This is a genomic window from Pantoea sp. C8B4 (assembly GCF_051336905.1).
Classification (GTDB): Bacteria; Pseudomonadota; Gammaproteobacteria; order Enterobacterales; family Enterobacteriaceae; genus Pantoea; species Pantoea rwandensis_B.
The window spans coordinates 165,352-181,576 of record NZ_JBGMNK010000006.1 but is presented as its reverse complement, the minus strand read 5'-3'; the positions used below and the strand labels follow the sequence as shown (position 1 = coordinate 181,576).

Sequence of the window (16,225 nt, the reverse complement as noted above, 5' to 3'; positions counted from 1 at the left end):
TCATTTTTTCCAGGAAGTGTGAAGGGTGTTGCGAAAATTGCTGATGGCAACATTCACGGCAGGGCCATATTTGGCTGAAATGATAGGTTTTTTATCAGGCGTGATTGGCGCAACATGACGTTTCTTGTTTTTTCTTGCAACGGTGTGAAATTTTTATTCTGTAATGCAACCCTGATTTCTCTTTCTGAGAGCGGTTAAGCGTGGGTTTCATTTTTTGTCGGGCAACGGGCATAATACGTTGATTGACAGGCCATCTTTGCGGACGTCGCAATGAAAACGCAGCGCATCACTCTGGACGATATTGCTACCCTGGCGGGCGTCACCAAAATGACGGTGAGCCGTTATTTACGTACTCCGCAAAAGGTTAAAACGGAAACGGCGGAGAAAATCGCCAGCGTCATGGCTGAAATCGGCTACGTCCCCGATAGCGACAACACCAGCTCAACCAAACAAAACCCGCCGCGCATCGGCGTGCTGGTGCCCTCGTTTAATAACCAAATTTTTGCCGATCTGCTGGCGGGCATCGAGTCAGTCACCAGTGCACACGGCTATCAGACGCTGGTGGTCAACTACGACTACAATGCCCAGCGTGAAGAGGAGCAGATCGCCACGGTGCTGGCGTTTAACATCAAAGGGCTGATCCTCACCGAATCAGTGCACACGGTGCGCGCCGAGAAATACCTCAATGCCGCCAATATTCCGGTGGCGGAAGTGATGGGGCTAACGGAAGCCAGCGGGCGGATCAACGTCGGTTTTGACAACTATCGCGCCGGTTACGATATGACCTCGATGCTGCTGGCCAGCGGCAAACAGCGCGTCATCTATTTTGGTTCGATGTCCGATCGCCGCGATGAACAGCGCTATGCGGGTTATCGTGATGCGGTGGAAGCGGCGGGCTTCCCGGCGGGAAGAATTGTGCCGAACAAGGTCTCTTCAGTCTCGATTGGTACGGGCATGATGACGCTGGCACGCCAGCTCTATCCGGAAATGGACGCGATTCTCTGCACCAATGATGATTTAGCTGTCGGCGTATTGCAGGAGTGTCAGGCCGCCGGAATTGCCGTGCCACAGACGATGGCGATTGCCGGTTTTCACGGGCTGGAGATTGGTCAGGCCACCACGCCGCGTTTAGCCAGCGTGATCACGCCACGTTTTGAGATGGGTAAAGTCGCCACCGAGATTGTGCTGAAAAAGATTAACCTGCAGCCGACTATCGAACAGGTCAATCTGCATTATCGACTCTCGATGGGAGCGACTATCTAGGCGGACCATTCAGACAGGATAAATTGTTGCTACCGGGCGGCTTTGCTAAAGTGTCGTGAACTTTAGAGGAATGATCCATGCCCCGCGACAACCGAATGTCCCGCTCACTGCACGCCTTAATTCATCTTGATCGGCACGTTAAACGCGCCACCTCGGAAGCGATGGCGAAGATGTTGGGCACCAATCCGGTGGTGGTACGCCGCATGATGTCTGGCCTGCGCGAAAAAGGCTATGTGGTGTCGGAGAAGGGGCACGGCGGCGGTTGGGAGCTGCGGGTGGAACTCAGCGCGATTACGCTACTGGATGTGTATCAGGCAATTGGGTCGCCTGCGCTGTTCAGCATCGGGCCTGCTGCCGATCCTTCGCCGTGTTTAGTTGAACATGCGGTCGATGAGCGTCTGGATCAGGCGCTCAATGAAGCGGAAGTGCTGCTGCTTCAACGTTTTAGCCACATTACCGTGGCTGATATTGCCGATGATTACCTCAAGAAAATGGCAAAACTGGGGCTGGAATCTGAGCCCCATCCGCTGTGCAGTGAATAACCTCAATCCTGCTTCTGCAAAGTGATCTGCGCATTGTGCTTCATCACATGCGTGGTGACTGCTGCCTGGAACACCTTGAACATCAGACCGTTGATAAAGGTGGTCAGAGTTAAGGTAATGAACGCCGTCATCACCCAATCAACGAGTGCCATATCGCTGTGCAATAGCGCAGGGCGATAAATCACCATGCCCGCCAGCACCGTCCAATGGCTCATGCAGTAAAAGCAGTGGAACAGATGGCCGAGTAGCGCGTGCTTTTTGGCGGTCCATGCGCGCAGGCCGGCAAACAACTCGGTTTGGGTGAGGGTCATCGCGATACTGGCCGCTGCCAGGGCTATCGCGACACAAATTCCCACTTCTGAAGTGATCCAACTATTCATACATTCTCCTGTCAGGCATTTATCATGTAACTTACAATATTACATGATAGTGTCAGCTGCAAGCGCTGAGCTCGAATGATACGTGGGCAAGTTTGGCGAGATATCGTTATTTATTGGCTTTAACGCTAAACATAGCCAGCTGAGGCTTTTTTATAATGCTGATGATTGTTAATCCGCCATCAGGAGGAAAGATGGATATTCAGGCAGCCTGTATGCATCAACTGATGCTCTGGATCGAAGACAACATTGAACAGCGACTGACGCTGGAGACCGTGGCGCGTCGGGCTGGTTACTCGCAGTGGCATCTGCAACGTATGTTCCGCCACCATACTGGTATTGCGCTGGGCAGTTATATTCGTGAACGAAAACTCACGGCATCGGCGATTGCCTTGATGAACGGCCATATGCCGCTGATGGAGATTGCGATTAAGTATGGTTTTGAGTCTCAACAGACATGGTGCCGCACTTTCCGTCGCATGTACGATCTGCCGCCCGGGGCGTTTCGTCGCAAATATCATCACAGCCTGCCAGCGATCGATGGGCCTACGAGTCTTCTGATACTGCAACCGCAGACGCGTCAGGCGGCGTAAAGTATTTGCCGGGCGTGGAACCAAAGGCGCTGCGAAACGCGCTGATGTAACTGCTCACGCTATCAAAGCCGACCTGCCACGCCACCTGCTGCACACTTTTGCCGTCGGCCAGCCCTTCCAATGATTTCAACAGTCGCGAGACCTGGCGATAGCGCGACAAGCTCATGCCCACTGCACTGGCCCAATGACGACTCAGACTGCGTGGACTAAGTCCCGCCCACTGTGCCAGTTCGGGTCCGGTGCGCGTGTCCGCGGGATTGTCCATCAGCAGGCGCGCAATCTGCCGCAGACGCGGCTCTTCGGGGAGCGGCAGCGTCAGGGCATGCTCGGTGGACTCATATAACTCATCAAGAAAAACATCGCATAATCGGTTGTAGCGATCGCTGCCCCAGCTATCCGGCGACAAACTTGCCAGCCGCTCAGCCAGCGGTTCCAGCACCGAAGGGCAGGAGAGCAGTACGGGATGTTTAGGCAAGGGTGCGCTGAGCGCTTCATCCACTAACACCGTCCAGCCAAGTACACGGCCTGGCCCGATAATCGCGTGTTCGAAGTGCGGCGGAATCCAACCCACCAGGCGCGGTGGATTGGCGAAGATGCCCGACGGCGTGTTGACCGTCATCATGCCCTGCTTCAGGCAATAAAGCTGCCCGGCGGCATGGCTGTGAGTGCGGCTTTCGTGATCCAACTGCTTGGACAACGCCGCCGCGATCACTTTGGGGGCATTGGGTTGCAGCAGTTTTTTGCGCAGCTCATCCGCACGCGGATCGCCAGAGAAGGTGAGGTTGTCGGTGGGATGGATGAGCATGGGGGGTTCCGAAAATTTATCTTAGTGCAAAGTGGCGGAGAACCGTGCAGAAGTAAAGTGCCAGCCTTGCTGTGCCGCTTTTGGCTTAATCTTTCCAACTTGTAATGAAGACTTACAGGTTGCCTAAGTCACTTTTTATGCATTGGTGTGAGATGGGAGAACTAGTGGCGGAAGATCACAGGAGTGAGTTATGTGTAGCAAGCCTATGATTATATTATATTTATCATGGACTTGCTTGAGTTTATATATACTTTTTTATACATGCTGAAATAATATTGTTTCTAACAGTTATTCCAACTGTTGCTTTGAAAACTCATGAGTGGTGCGCGTTACGCTGAACAGTTCAGGCTGTGTTATTGTAAAGTGCTCCTGACTATAAAATACAAAATTATTGCCTTCGCCAAATGAGCTTTTGAATATTATTCCATCATACTTGCCTACCGACTTTATAAATTCACAGATGAACTGAGTTGGAAGGTAATCAATGCTCGATTTGTCCGGAAGAATAGGTTTAGACAACTCTGTCGATAAGTTTTCTAGTAAATTTACATAATTTATTATCTCTTCAACACTGTCACCTTCGAAAGAGGTTACTGTCACGGACTTTTTAGGAGATGTTAAATCTAGTACATTTAAATCTTTATTTAGTTCAAATGATGATATCCATATTGAACTGCTGTTGCTGGGGCGAACTTCAGCGATACAAGTTTTTATATTCTCCGCTAGATAAAGATAAGATATTCCTACGGGATTAGCCCTTCCACCACTTGCTGACCCTGGCGGAGGCATATGTAAATCCTTAGCTTCCAGTCTTTTATCACTAATTCTCGCTCTAAATAGTTCGCTTCTTCCAGCATACAAAGGCCTAGTGAGTTGGCCTAATAACTCAAGAAAAATTGCGTCAGACCCTTTGGAATAGTTGAATATGGTTGAATATAATGAGTTGTTAGGAAAGAACCTATTTCTAAATTTAAGCTCATCTTTAAAGTCTGTCCATAGTTCTAAATGCTTATTGTAATCATGCTTAAACTTAAACGTCGGGGTCGAGTATTCTCTGCCTAAAATGTCAGTTATAAGATCGTTTAAATTCCTAATGTTATTATTGAAAAGGTGAAATTGTTCTTGAATTAAATTTGCATAACTTTCACTGGCATTTTCATTTTTCTCAATACAATAACTGAAAAATTCAAATTTGTCGCTTATTTTATCAGGGCTTACACACGGAACCCTTTCTCCTCCACAATATGAACAGTAGCCTATGTTACCTAAATCTTTAATTTTTTGTTTTATCTCTGTGTCATTAAAACAATCAGTGCAACATAAAGGCATATTATTATCCCTTTGAAATATAATTGCATAATGTTTCTATGTGATGTTTTATGGCTATTTTCTTGACAATTCCTAATCCAGAAAATTGCTTGTTTTTAAATAACTTATGTAGTTCTTCCTTACCATCTGTATCATCAAAAATATTGGGATTTTCATGATCAAATATGACGAATTTCTGCAGTGCTTCCAAGAATTTTCCGCCAGGATCGACTAGGCTTCCGTTATCCTCTGACGAGAAATGTTTAACGGACATTGCATCAAAATTCTCTTCATCAATATACGACATGTGTATTGTCACTACATAGGCAGGGCCACCAGACTCACTGAATTCACTACCAACAATCGTATAATCTCCAAAGCCTAATACATCAATTCCTTTATTCTTATAAGACGTATGGATGTCTGAAAAATATGACTCGTTAAGATAATCTGCGTTTTTCCTTTTTTTCTGAAAAGGATCGTCCATTAATATTATATTTTTTAATTTTCGCAATGCACCAATTGGTGCATCAACAGGAACGATTGAGTATTCACATTCATTCAAAATGGGTACTATTCTAGAATCTATTTTGTCATAAACATATGCAGCTTTACGACCTTGTTTTTTATTCAATGATTCATATATATGATCATCGTGTTCTTTTATGCCATAGCAGGGGGTGTATTTTATATTTGGGTTAAGCTTTAATAGGATGTCATCAATTATAAGAGGTTCTTTTTTAAAATCACCCAAGCAGGGATTGATGATTACAATCGGTTCAATGTTCCTATTATTCAGACATTCGATAGTCTTTAACAAAGGTGAGTAATTGTCTCGCACTGGCTCAATTATCGGTTTAAAGTATTGTGGTGATAATAAATCCGCCAGCTCCCGTAAAGCAATTAGCTCAAACTGCTTACCTCTCACTAATGGGCAGTACATGTGTCCTCCGTTACAATCTCTTTTTTTAACATCTCAGAAATTGAAAGTTGAATAGATTTTGTAAGATTATAAGAAATAAATGAAGAGACCAAGGAAAATGGAAGGCTCCTCACTAAATCATAATTTATCATCCTATGTTTTTTTATTACTTCTCTAAAGTGCTCTCTTAATATTTGGGGATCTCCACTTTTTATAATATCTAAGCAGTGCTTGTAAATTTCCATGTTGTTTACATTAATATTTACTCCCTTAATTAGTGAAGCAATTTCTACGTACTCACTTCTTCTAAGTGATTGAGTCATTAATACAGGATCAATTGGAGTATTAATTAATGATGCTGTCCTGAAGTCTCTTAAAAATCCTTTTTCTGTAAGCTCAATTATTCCAATGTGGCTAGGTGTTATATCAACAATTCTATCAATATGATTCCTTGAAGCAACGATATATATCTCATCAAATAGCTTGGCATACTCCGATATTTGCTCGGGTAATCTTTTTAATGTATCAAATTCTGTTTTTATTTCGTAACACGTTGTTTTTCCATTAAAAATTGCACAATCAGCTTTGGCATTTCCTACTCTAAATTCGCTAACCATAGTAGCAGTGTTCTTTTTATGTTTCTTCAAAAAAAGCTCGTTTGCTATTTTATTCTTATAATAATACTCATTTTTATATTCCTTTGAGGCTTTTTTCATCGTTAAGTCAAATGCTTGAGACAATGTTAGCGAGGATGGTTCATATTTCAGATATTTAGTAATGACATCAATAACAAAGTCATGGTTACCCTTAGCTATGTTTTGGATAGATTGACTGGTAAACAGTTGGATGGCTTCTCTACTTTCTAACATGATCTTAGGCAACTCTTGTGTAATTTGGACTTATGTAAGCTTGAGCTAAAATCTTATCATCAAGAAAAATATCTAGCCTAAAAATTTTTCTTTTACACTCGCCATACTGTTCATGATGGAATTTTTCATTTAAATTCATTCGGTTAAGCCGATCCCCCCATCCTTTGCACTATACATTAGTAGTCATTAAACCGCGAAAGAAAAAATCTGGCATCCCAAGATGATGGATTTGATTGGCTCGTTCGGTTGTTCTTTGAGTCTTAAAACAAACCTCCGTATGTTCTTTAGGTTTAAATCCAACGTCAATAAGGCCTAGGCAAGATCTGCTGCTGCCTATGCCTTCCGCAGAACCAGATTTAATTTTGCATAAAAAAACCGGCCAAAGCCGGTTAGTAGAGTTATGGACTAATACCTAGGTAACCAATCACTTTCACATTTATCGTTATGCATTAGGTTCGTTTGTATGTCCGAACAGGTGTAAGAGCGCTATCACCGGTGCACAAACCTTGACTGTTCCTGCACCTTCAAGACGAATGAGAGCATCACCAAAGTCATCATCGCCCCACCACAGCCGGAAATAAAACTGGTAGCATCGCCTGAGCCGGTAAAGGAACGCCAGACGCTGGGCCGTTACGGCTCTTCATTCCGCCAGGTGCATTAATCCCCTCACTGCCGCTGCCCGACCAGCGGCTTTTTTGTATCTTCGCTTTGCCTTTCTGAAGCCCTTTTTCTGGCCAGCCGCTTTGTAAAGAGTGATGCATGCATAGCGCGCATGGATTTGCATGAAAAAACATGCACCGCTTTCACCCGTTCAGGCCATACCGGGCGCGGTCCGGCCCGCTTTATGCAACTGCATGAAAAGGGATGCATAAAGCGGGCAGGCGTGGCGGGGATAGCATTGCGCGCGAATGGAAAATGTAGTTTGATAACCTGAGCATTGGGTACTTGATGCTAGGATTGCATAAAATGTAGAGATTGGGGATTAAATGAAAGTAGAATATTTGGTCACTATTGAATTAAAAAATTCTTTTTGTAAAACGAAAAAGTCTTTTCTGAATTTCCTTCAATCAGATTCTGATATAAGTCTTTCTGGTAAAAAAGCAAAATATAAAGGGAATGATTTCGATATTGATGTGGTTGAGGAAAGCACACCTTCTGAAAAACATAAAATATTTCACCTTAGGTTGGCAAACTCTTCTGATGATTTAGAATTGTTTGCAGCTTTTTTAAAAGTTATTAGAGGTTTGCTTAATCTGGCATCGAACAATAATATTCAAACGTTATGGGATGATGTCAGTTATAGCTATTCTCGTAAAGCATACCCAATCATTCATGAGTTAGAAAATCTCATGAGAAAGTTAATCACTAAATTTATGCTGACTAACGTGGGTTTGGGATGGTCTGAGACGGCAATTCCAGATGAATTGAAAAAAATCAGAAGAGATAAGAAGCAGCAAGGTTCAAATAACTACTTATATGATGCTGATTTTATACAGTTATCTACATTTCTCTTTGATTCGTATAGAACTCAAGATCTAGATGCACTTATACGTAAAATTAAAAATTTTGATGGAGATTCTATACCAATAGATGATGTTAGAGACTTTATACCAAAGTCAAACTGGCAACGTTATTTTCAGAAGCATGTGGATTGTGAAGAGAGCCTACTCAAATCGAGATGGGATAAGTTATATTTAATTAGATGTAAGGTTGCACACAATAACTTCTTCGAAAAAAATGATTTCGAAATGCTAATGGAAATGAGCAGTGAGATTAAGCCTATCATTGAAGGCGCAATATCTTCTTTAGAGAAAATCACAGTGCCTGAAGAAGAAAGGGAAGAGCTAGCAGAGAACGCAGCCGTAAGTACGAATTACAAAGTTGGAGAATTTTTGCTAAGTTGGCGAGCCTTGGAGATAAAGATTAAAGATCTTGCTATTAGAGCTGGAGTGCCAAAAGAAAGAAATTATTTGAGCATCATTTCACTTTCTCGAGATCTTAGAGAGCGTCAGCTTATTGGAGAAGCTATATATGAATCCATTGTTAATTTATCTAACGTTAAAAATGCAGTAGTACACTCTCAAGGGTTTGAATTGAATGAGTACGATTTGGAATATTACATTCAGAGCCTTAAGAGCGTAACAAATAATATATAGTCTTGAATGGTGGTCATTGACCACCATTCAAGAGAATGTCGCTATACCACTGCATCATTTTTTTTCGATCCTCGTAATAGTGAGCATGATTATATATTCCACGGATTTTATTTTTATCAACGTGAGCTAATTGCATTTCAATCCATACACTTTCGAATCCCTGCTCGTGCAGAATTTTTGACATTGTGTGTCTAAAACCGTGTCCGGTAGGTCGCCCTTTGTAACCAAGTAACTCAATAATTTGAGAGACACTTTCTTTGGATATCGGCTTGGTACGATTATTTCTACCAATAAAAATATAAGGATAATGGCCGGTAATAGGCTGAAGCTGTTTAAAAAGATCAATTACCTGGTTTGATAGAGGAACAATATGCGGCCTGAGCATTTTCATTCGTTCTGCTGGAATTTCTCATATACCTTTTTCAAGGTCAACTTCTTCCCAAGTCGCAAAGCGCATCTCCTGAGTTCTCACGCCCGTTAACATGACAATCTTTGTCGCATTCTTAGTAATGATGCTGCCGGTATACGCTTCAAGATTGCGGACAAAATGATGTAACTCTTCCGCTGATAAATACGGATGATTCTTTTGCTTAGGAACGGCCAGCGCAACAGCTAAATCAGGTGCAGGATTGTATTCAGCTTTACCCGTAATGATCGCATAACGAAACACTTCACCGCAGCGTTGACGCACTTTTCGCGTTTTTTCTAATGCCCCTCGCTTTTCTATACGGCGAAGTAATTCAAGCAGTTCAAGCGGCTTAATTTCCGAGATAGGGCGATTACCTATGAAGGGGAATACATCTTGCTTGAACGTCTTGATTATCTCCTCACGGTAAGCCACCGTCCAACGATCAGCTTTATTCGTATGCCATTCACGGCTTATGGCTTCGAACGAGTTCTCAGCGGAAATTTTAAGCGCCAACTTTTTAGCCTTGCGCTCCTCTACTGGCTCAATTCCATTAGCTACCTGCTTGCACGCAACATCGCGTTTCTCTCGCGCCTCAGCTAGTGAAAAGAGGTTGTATGAGCCAAACGACATCAGGTTAGCTTTGTTGTTGAAGCGATAACGAAAGCGCCAGCCTTTGCTGCCATCAGGATTGATAATTAAAGCCAGCCCGAGGCTGTCGCTAAGGGTGCTGGGCTTTTCTTGGGATTTTGCGCGTCGGATTTGTATGTCTGTGAGTGCCATGTATATAAGTCTAAGTATGTATAAAAACTCTATACGCATCACAATACGTATTTGCCGTGGATTCTGGCAGATGTGATAGGACTTATACGGATGGGTTTTAGTTGAATGCTTTGTTTTTAAAGCGAATTAAGACAAGCCTTGTAAGGCTACGAAAGTTTATTGGCGGAAGATCACAGGAGTCGAACCTGCCCGGGGCCGCTGGCGGCCCCAACCGGATTTGAAATCCGGCCGCCTCACCGGAGACGACGATCTTCCTTTGAAGATGCCGCGCAATTATAGCCACAACCCATCGCAAAATCTTGATCTTACTCGTGCGCTACAGCACGTTCTCACGCTCTGGTATGACGCGTCGCCGTGCGGAGGTGATGTAATCCTTCACCTCAGGCTACAGTTATGATTTCTCACTGCATCAGGAGATGAACATGGTTATCGGGATCGATTTAGGCACCTCTGGCGTCAAAGTAGTGTTGCTGGATGCGCAAGGTCAGGTCATCGCGGTGGAGACGTCGCCGTTGCAGGTGTCGCGCCCGCAGCCGTTGTGGAGTGAGCAGGATCCCGAGAGCTGGTGGAAGGCTACGGATAGGGCGATGCAGGCACTGGCACAGCAGCACGATCTCAGCCAGGTGAACGCGATTGGCCTGAGCGGCCAGATGCACGGCGCCACCTTGCTGGATGCCGAAAATCAGCTGTTGCGTCCCGCCATCTTGTGGAACGACGGGCGCAGCAGCGAGCAGTGTCATGAGCTGGAACGGCGCGTACCGGACTCACGTCAAATCACCGGCAACCTGATGATGCCGGGCTTTACCGCACCCAAGCTGCTATGGGTGCAGCAACACGAACCGGAGGTGTTTAGGAAGGTGGCGAAAGTCCTGCTGCCCAAGGATTACCTGCGCTGGTGTATGAGCGGCGACTTCGCCAGCGACATGTCCGATGCGGCGGGCACGATGTGGCTCGACGTGGCAAAGCGCGACTGGAGCGATGTCATGCTCAGCGCCTGCGATCTCAACCGCAGCCAGATGCCTGCGCTTTACGAAGGCAACCAGATCACCGGAACCTTATCGCCTGACGTTGCCGCACGCTGGAAGATGAACGCGGTGCCGATCGTGGCGGGCGGCGGGGATAACGCCGCGGGAGCAGTGGGTGTCGGTATGGTGGCGCCGGGCCAGGGCATGCTGTCGCTCGGTACTTCTGGCGTCTATTTCCTGGTCAGCGACGGTTACCTCAGCAACCCGCAGCGTGCGGTACACAGTTTTTGCCATGCGCTACCCAACCGCTGGCATTTGATGTCGGTGATGCTGAGTGCTGCATCCTGCCTTGACTGGGCAGCCGCGCTCACCGGCTGTAAAGACGTGCCTGAACTGCTGGCGGAAGCGGAAAAAGCCAGCCGCGAAGCCGCACCGATCTGGTTCCTGCCTTATCTCTCCGGTGAACGCACTCCGCATAACAATCCGCAGGCGCAGGGCGCCTTCTTTGGTTTAACTCATCAGCATGGACGTCCTGAGCTGGCACGCGCGGTGCTGGCCGGAGTAGGCTTTGCGCTGGCTGAAGGCATGGAAGCGGTGCACGAGTGCGGGGTGCAACCCCAAACGGTGATGCTGATTGGCGGCGGCGCGCGCAGTGCTTACTGGCGGCAAATGCTGGCGGATATCAGCGGATTAACCCTGGATTATTGCCACGGCGGCGAAGTGGGCCCGGCGCTGGGTGCGGCACGTTTGGCGCAGTTGGCCATCGATCCACAGAGCGAGTGGCCCGCGCCAGAGTTGGTGCAGCGGCATCAACCCGATGCGGCTCGTTATCAGGCTTATCAGCCGCAGCGCGAGATGTTTGCGCAGCTGTATCAGCAGCTCCAACCGCTGATGTCCTGATTCGGTTGGGTGATGGCCGGATTCGGTCGTGTATTTGAATTTTATTCGGCTATGATGAGCCATTCAGGCTATGTTGTATGGCCTGAATTGTCCCTGGCACTCGCCCGTGATCAGCAGGAGAGGATAGCCAAAAAGGCTGAGACAGCAGCAATGTGACCTCAGCCCGCGAACGGTTCTCCTCTGCCATGCCGAGGTGGAGAGCTAAACACATCACCAAACCTGGAGCCTTTGATGCCGCAGCCCGTCTATTTTCTGGTTCTTCCTGGCGTGATGGCGCTCGATCTCACTGGCCCGGCGGAAACCCTGCAACTGGCGGATGGCTTTTTTGCCTTGCACTACATCGGCCCGCAAGCCAGCGTGCGCTGCTCCACCGGCATGACGATCGCGGATATCGCGCCGTTGCCCGATAGCCTGCCCGATAACAGCCTGCTGGTGGTACCCGGCGTGAATGACTCCAAAGTCTGGTTCGATACGGCACCTGCTGCTGCCGCGCGCGACTGGCTACGCTCACAACAGTCCGCCATCCAGTCTAAACGCATCACATTAGTCTGCATCTGTTCCGGTGCACTGCTCTCGGCGCAGGCTGGATTGTTGAATGGGGTCCAGTGCACCACTCACCACGATGTGTTACCGCGCCTGAAAGCCGCCGCACCGGCTGCTTTAGTGAAAGATAACCGCGTGTTCGTGGAAGATCATGGCATCTGGACCAGCGCGGGCATCACGGCGGGCATCGATCTGGCATTGCATCTGATCAATCGACTGTGCGGTGCACCGCAGGCGCTGAAAGTGGCGCGGGAAATGGTGGTATGGTTCCGGCGTTCCGGTGACGATCCACAACTGTCGCCGTGGCTGCGCTATCGCAATCACCTGCATCCGGCGATTCACCGCGCGCAGGACGTGATGATCGCCCATCCCGAACACGACTGGTCGCTCACCATGCTGGCCGAGCGTGCACACGTCAGTGAACGTCACTTAACGCGCCTGTTCCGCCAGCATCTCGGCATCAGCGTGCGGGAATACCATGAGCAGCTGCGTTTGGTGATTGCGCGCCAGCGGCAGCAACAAGGCGAAGCGGCGGAGAAAGCTGCGCTGTCGGCCGGATTCTCCTCGGCACGTCAGCTGCGTCGCGCGCATCAGCGCTGGGACGATCAGCTCACCAGATGATATTTGTCCACGCGTTTTAGCAGCACGGCCAGCAGCAAGCTGCCGATCAGCGTGATGCCAAATACCCACGGCAGATCCAGCCACGGACGTGACATATCGTCGTAATGGTTGGTGCGCAAATAGTGGATAAACAGCGCGTGAAAACCGTAAATCGGCAGTGAGTAGCGCGAAATCGTTGCCAGCATCGGCAGCGTGCGGCTGTTCAGCACATTCTTGAACAGCACCAGCAAGCTGATGGCGGCGATAAACACCAGCGGACCGCAGTAGAGATACCAGGTGTCGTTGAACGCGCCGTTGATTTTCAGCATCTGCTTCGTGCCGAGCGTAATGCCAATCCAGCAGGCGATAAAGCCCAATCCCGCCAGCCAGCTGATGCCGCGCTTATCGGTTTCCATGCAGCCAATCGCCCGTCCCAGTAGCGCATACAGCAGGTAATAGATGCTGTCACCACTGACGTAGAGATTGACCGGCAGCCAGTGGAAAGGGCCCAGCGATTGACTCACGGTGTTGGGATTCGCCAGCACCGCCAACACGATCACCAAAAGCACCACGTAGCGCGGTTGCACGTTTTTCACCTGAATCAGCGGTGATAACAGATAGATGCCGATGATGGCGAAGAAAAACCACAGGTGATAGAACACCGGTTTTTGCAGCAGCTTCAGCAGCGAGCGGCCTTCGCTGATAGGCGTTAGCCAGGTGATATAGGCCAGTGCCACTGCGCTATAGAACAGCAAACACAGCACGATGCGCAGCAGATGTCGCCCTTGTGCGCTGCGTTCACCGAAGAACAGGTAGCCGGAAATCATAAAGAACAGCGGCACGCAGACGCGCGACGCGGAGTTGAGCAGGTTCGCCACATCCCAGCTGAACCCCGTGACGGCCACTGGCCCGGTGATGTACCAGGTGGTGGTGTGAATGACGATCACCATCAGGCAGGCAACCGCACGTAAATTGTCGATCCAGTGTATTTTTTGCGACATGGCTTCCTCGTCGGCAATACGTCCGTGCGAAGAAGGGTAGTCACAGCGCGGTGCGTCAACAACCTTTGGGACTGAAATTCGGATCACTCTGTTACGGGTGACGCTGTCTGGTCGCGGCGTGAAGACAGCCCGGCAATAGCCGCGGTGCTCAGGCCTGCACGCCGGCATGCTCACTCAAATGAAAAAAGCGGCCACGTTTAACGGTGGCCGCTTTTGCGAATAAAAACTGACGAGCGATAAATCGCGCCGCTACCCGGTGTGTGCCTTGCGGTGACTCAATCGCGTACCAAAAACTTCTCGATCACCGCTTCGTTCGGCTCAACACCTAAACCTGGCTCGCTCGGCAACCAGGCGTAACCATCGGCGATGCGCACTGGATTTTTCGCCAGCGAACGGCTGATTTCACCTGGTTCAACGCAATACTCCATCACCAGCGCATTCTTAATCGCGCACAGGAAATGCAGCGAGGCGGCGGTGTTGATGTCGGTGGTGAAGTTGTGGTTACACACTTTACGACCACGGCTGTGCGCGTAACTGGCGATCTCCATCGCCTGGGTAAAGCCGGTACGCGTCAGGTCGATCTGCACGATGTCGATGCCGCCTTCATCAATCAGGCGCTGGAACCCGACCACCGAACACTCTTGCTCACCGGCGGCGATGTGCTGCTGACAGGCAGCAGAGACCTGACCGTAACCGGCATAGTTATCCGGGTGCAGCGGCTCTTCTATCCAGAACAGATTGAGATGTTCATAACGCTGACTGCGGCGCACGGTGGTTTTCGCATCCCAGACGTGACCCACATCCAGCATCAGATCCACCTTGTCACCCATCGCGGTACGCAGCGCTTCCAGATAGCGCAGATCCAGCGCTTCATCGGTGCCAAACGGCTCCCAGCCAAACTTCACGCCAGTGTGGCCGGTATCGATGGCGTGCTGCGCGCGCGCCACCGTTTCTTCTACGCTGTACTGGAACATGTTGGAGGAGTAAACGCGCATCTTATCGCGCATCGCGCCGCCCAGCAGCTCAACAATCGGTTTGCCCAGTGCTTTGCCTTTGATGTCCCACAGGGCGATATCAATCCCTGCCATCGCCTGCAGCACTGCACCGCTGCGCCCGTAGTAAATGGTGGCTTTGTGCATCTTCTTCCACAGGCGGCCGGTCTCCAGCGGATTCTCGCCGATCAGCAGCGATTTCAGCCCGGTGACCATGGTGTGCGAATAGGGCGCTTCGATAATGGCTTTGGTGACATACGGGCTGCCATCCACTTCACCCCAACCGGTGATGCCCGCATCGGTGGTGATTTTGATAAGCAGTGCATCCTGCGAGCTATCGGTGCGCTGCTCAATAACCGGCAGACGCAGATAAAACGCTTCAACGTTGGTGATCTTCATCGTGGTTTTCCTGGTGTAAAGGCAATCAATAAAGCATCAGCCCACAGCGGAACGCTGCTGTCGGCGCTGCGTAATCAAGGTCTCGTAGTCCACATCCAGTGCCTGAATGCGGATGTGGTTTTCAATCTCATCGGTCATCTGCGCGATATCGCCCTCGGCGAACACGTTGATCAGCCGCTGGTGCTCTTCAATGATGTCGCTCATCGATTTACCCATGGTGGAGAGGCCGAAAATCACCGTCAGCTGGCGTGCGATCGACTCCCACAAATTGCTCAATACCGGGTTGTGGGCGAAGCTGCACAGCGTGCGGTGGAAATCGGTGTCCGCCGAGGCAAAGCCATACACATCGTCGTTTTGCATCATGGTTTGCATCTGTGCCACGCCCTGATACAGCAGAGTGAGTTGCTCAGCGCCGTTGCGTCCGGCTTCAATCGCACGGCGACAGGCCAGCGTCTCCAGCGGGATGCGCACATCAATAATTTGCTCCAGCCGCTGATGGGAGATCTCCATCAAACGGATGCCTTTATACGGTTCGCTGGTGACGATGCCCTGGCTTTCGAGGATGCGCAGCGCTTCACGAATCGGCACGCGACTCATGCCGAGTTTTGCGACCAGATCCGGTTCAGCGATGCGGTCACCGGGTAAAATCAGCCCGCGTGAGGCGGCGCTGAGAATGGCGTCTACCGCATGATCGACCAGCGTGCGCGGACGCGCGGCTTGCCAGTTGCCGTCTGTGGCGGCTTCCTGCGCCAGCGGTGCGCTGCTTTTACGGCTTGGGGTGGATGATTTTCCTGCCATGGT

At 49.1% G+C, this 16,225-nt stretch carries 14 protein-coding genes, 1 tRNA gene and 2 pseudogenes; 7 read left to right on the top strand and 10 right to left on the bottom strand.

Annotation, left to right across the window (positions count from 1 at the left end; all coding sequences use genetic code 11):
- Positions 1 to 270: 270 nt before the first annotated feature.
- Positions 271 to 1,263: a LacI family DNA-binding transcriptional regulator gene (locus ACCW76_RS10125; RefSeq protein ID WP_436338462.1), complete on the top strand. Its 993-nt coding sequence runs from the start codon at positions 271 to 273 to the stop codon at positions 1,261 to 1,263.
- 77 nt (positions 1,264 to 1,340) lie between these two features.
- Positions 1,341 to 1,805 (top strand): Rrf2 family transcriptional regulator, encoded by a 465-nt coding sequence (locus ACCW76_RS10120; protein ID WP_038643913.1) that lies wholly within the window; start codon positions 1,341 to 1,343, stop codon positions 1,803 to 1,805.
- A gap of 2 nt (positions 1,806 to 1,807) precedes the next feature.
- Here ACCW76_RS10120 and ACCW76_RS10115 read toward each other — a convergent pair whose 3' ends face one another.
- Positions 1,808 to 2,185, bottom strand: coding sequence for a DUF1360 domain-containing protein (locus ACCW76_RS10115; RefSeq protein WP_436338461.1), 378 nt, complete (start codon positions 2,183 to 2,185; stop codon positions 1,808 to 1,810).
- 191 nt (positions 2,186 to 2,376) lie between these two features.
- Between ACCW76_RS10115 and ACCW76_RS10110 the strand changes: the two genes are divergently transcribed.
- On the top strand, positions 2,377 to 2,775 hold the full coding sequence (locus ACCW76_RS10110) for a helix-turn-helix domain-containing protein (RefSeq protein WP_038643912.1): 399 nt from the start codon (positions 2,377 to 2,379) through the stop codon (positions 2,773 to 2,775).
- On the opposite strand, the gene ACCW76_RS10105 is transcribed toward ACCW76_RS10110, so the two are convergent.
- From ACCW76_RS10105 to ACCW76_RS10090, 4 genes are all read right to left on the bottom strand, one after another.
- Positions 2,729 to 3,580, bottom strand: coding sequence for a helix-turn-helix domain-containing protein (locus tag ACCW76_RS10105; RefSeq protein ID WP_436338460.1), 852 nt, complete (start codon positions 3,578 to 3,580; stop codon positions 2,729 to 2,731). The genes ACCW76_RS10110 and ACCW76_RS10105 overlap by 47 nt on opposite strands.
- Positions 3,581 to 3,868: 288 nt before the next feature.
- Positions 3,869 to 4,909 (bottom strand): RES domain-containing protein, encoded by a 1,041-nt coding sequence (locus ACCW76_RS10100; RefSeq protein ID WP_436338459.1) that lies wholly within the window; start codon positions 4,907 to 4,909, stop codon positions 3,869 to 3,871.
- Positions 4,910 to 4,913: 4 nt separating this feature from the next.
- Positions 4,914 to 5,831, bottom strand: coding sequence for a sce7725 family protein (locus tag ACCW76_RS10095; protein ID WP_436338458.1), 918 nt, complete (start codon positions 5,829 to 5,831; stop codon positions 4,914 to 4,916).
- A complete protein-coding gene (locus ACCW76_RS10090) occupies positions 5,816 to 6,679 on the bottom strand; it encodes a sce7726 family protein (RefSeq protein ID WP_436338457.1) in 864 nt (287 codons plus the stop codon). The genes ACCW76_RS10095 and ACCW76_RS10090 overlap by 16 nt, the downstream gene beginning before the upstream one ends.
- 490 nt (positions 6,680 to 7,169) lie before the next feature.
- On the opposite strand from ACCW76_RS10090, the pseudogene ACCW76_RS10085 reads away from it, so the two are divergent.
- Together ACCW76_RS10085 and ACCW76_RS10080 are read left to right on the top strand one after the other, a co-directional pair.
- A pseudogene (locus tag ACCW76_RS10085) lies at positions 7,170 to 7,340 on the top strand (ogr/Delta-like zinc finger family protein); the annotation flags it as partial.
- Positions 7,341 to 7,665: 325 nt separating this feature from the next.
- The gene (locus ACCW76_RS10080) at positions 7,666 to 8,835 is read left to right on the top strand and encodes a hypothetical protein (RefSeq protein ID WP_436338456.1); all 1,170 of its coding nucleotides are present in this window, start codon (positions 7,666 to 7,668) and stop codon (positions 8,833 to 8,835) included.
- A 13-nt stretch (positions 8,836 to 8,848) separates the two neighbouring features.
- Here ACCW76_RS10080 and ACCW76_RS10075 read toward each other — a convergent pair.
- Together ACCW76_RS10075 and ACCW76_RS10070 are read right to left on the bottom strand one after the other, a co-directional pair.
- Positions 8,849 to 10,024: pseudogene (locus tag ACCW76_RS10075) on the bottom strand (tyrosine-type recombinase/integrase).
- A gap of 160 nt (positions 10,025 to 10,184) precedes the next feature.
- A tRNA-Sec gene (locus ACCW76_RS10070) sits at positions 10,185 to 10,279 on the bottom strand.
- 167 nt (positions 10,280 to 10,446) lie between these two features.
- On the opposite strand from ACCW76_RS10070, the gene xylB reads away from it, so the two are divergent.
- Complete coding sequence (xylB, locus tag ACCW76_RS10065; protein ID WP_436338455.1) at positions 10,447 to 11,889, top strand: xylulokinase; 1,443 nt, start codon at positions 10,447 to 10,449, stop codon at positions 11,887 to 11,889.
- Between the two features lie 231 nt (positions 11,890 to 12,120).
- Entirely contained in the window at positions 12,121 to 13,053 is a 933-nt protein-coding gene (locus ACCW76_RS10060) for a GlxA family transcriptional regulator (protein WP_436338454.1), read from the top strand.
- On the opposite strand, the gene ACCW76_RS10055 is transcribed toward ACCW76_RS10060, so the two are convergent.
- The 3 genes from ACCW76_RS10055 to ACCW76_RS10045 all read right to left on the bottom strand — a co-directional run bounded on the left by ACCW76_RS10055 (position 13,038) and on the right by ACCW76_RS10045 (position 16,222).
- Positions 13,038 to 14,033, bottom strand: coding sequence for an acyltransferase (locus ACCW76_RS10055; protein ID WP_436338453.1), 996 nt, complete (start codon positions 14,031 to 14,033; stop codon positions 13,038 to 13,040). The genes ACCW76_RS10060 and ACCW76_RS10055 overlap by 16 nt on opposite strands.
- 275 nt (positions 14,034 to 14,308) lie before the next feature.
- Positions 14,309 to 15,424, bottom strand: a complete 1,116-nt coding sequence (locus ACCW76_RS10050; protein WP_436338452.1) for a mandelate racemase/muconate lactonizing enzyme family protein — start codon at positions 15,422 to 15,424, stop codon at positions 14,309 to 14,311.
- Positions 15,425 to 15,460: 36 nt separating this feature from the next.
- Positions 15,461 to 16,222, bottom strand: a complete 762-nt coding sequence (locus tag ACCW76_RS10045; RefSeq protein WP_045815052.1) for a GntR family transcriptional regulator — start codon at positions 16,220 to 16,222, stop codon at positions 15,461 to 15,463.
- Positions 16,223 to 16,225 lie beyond the last annotated feature (3 nt).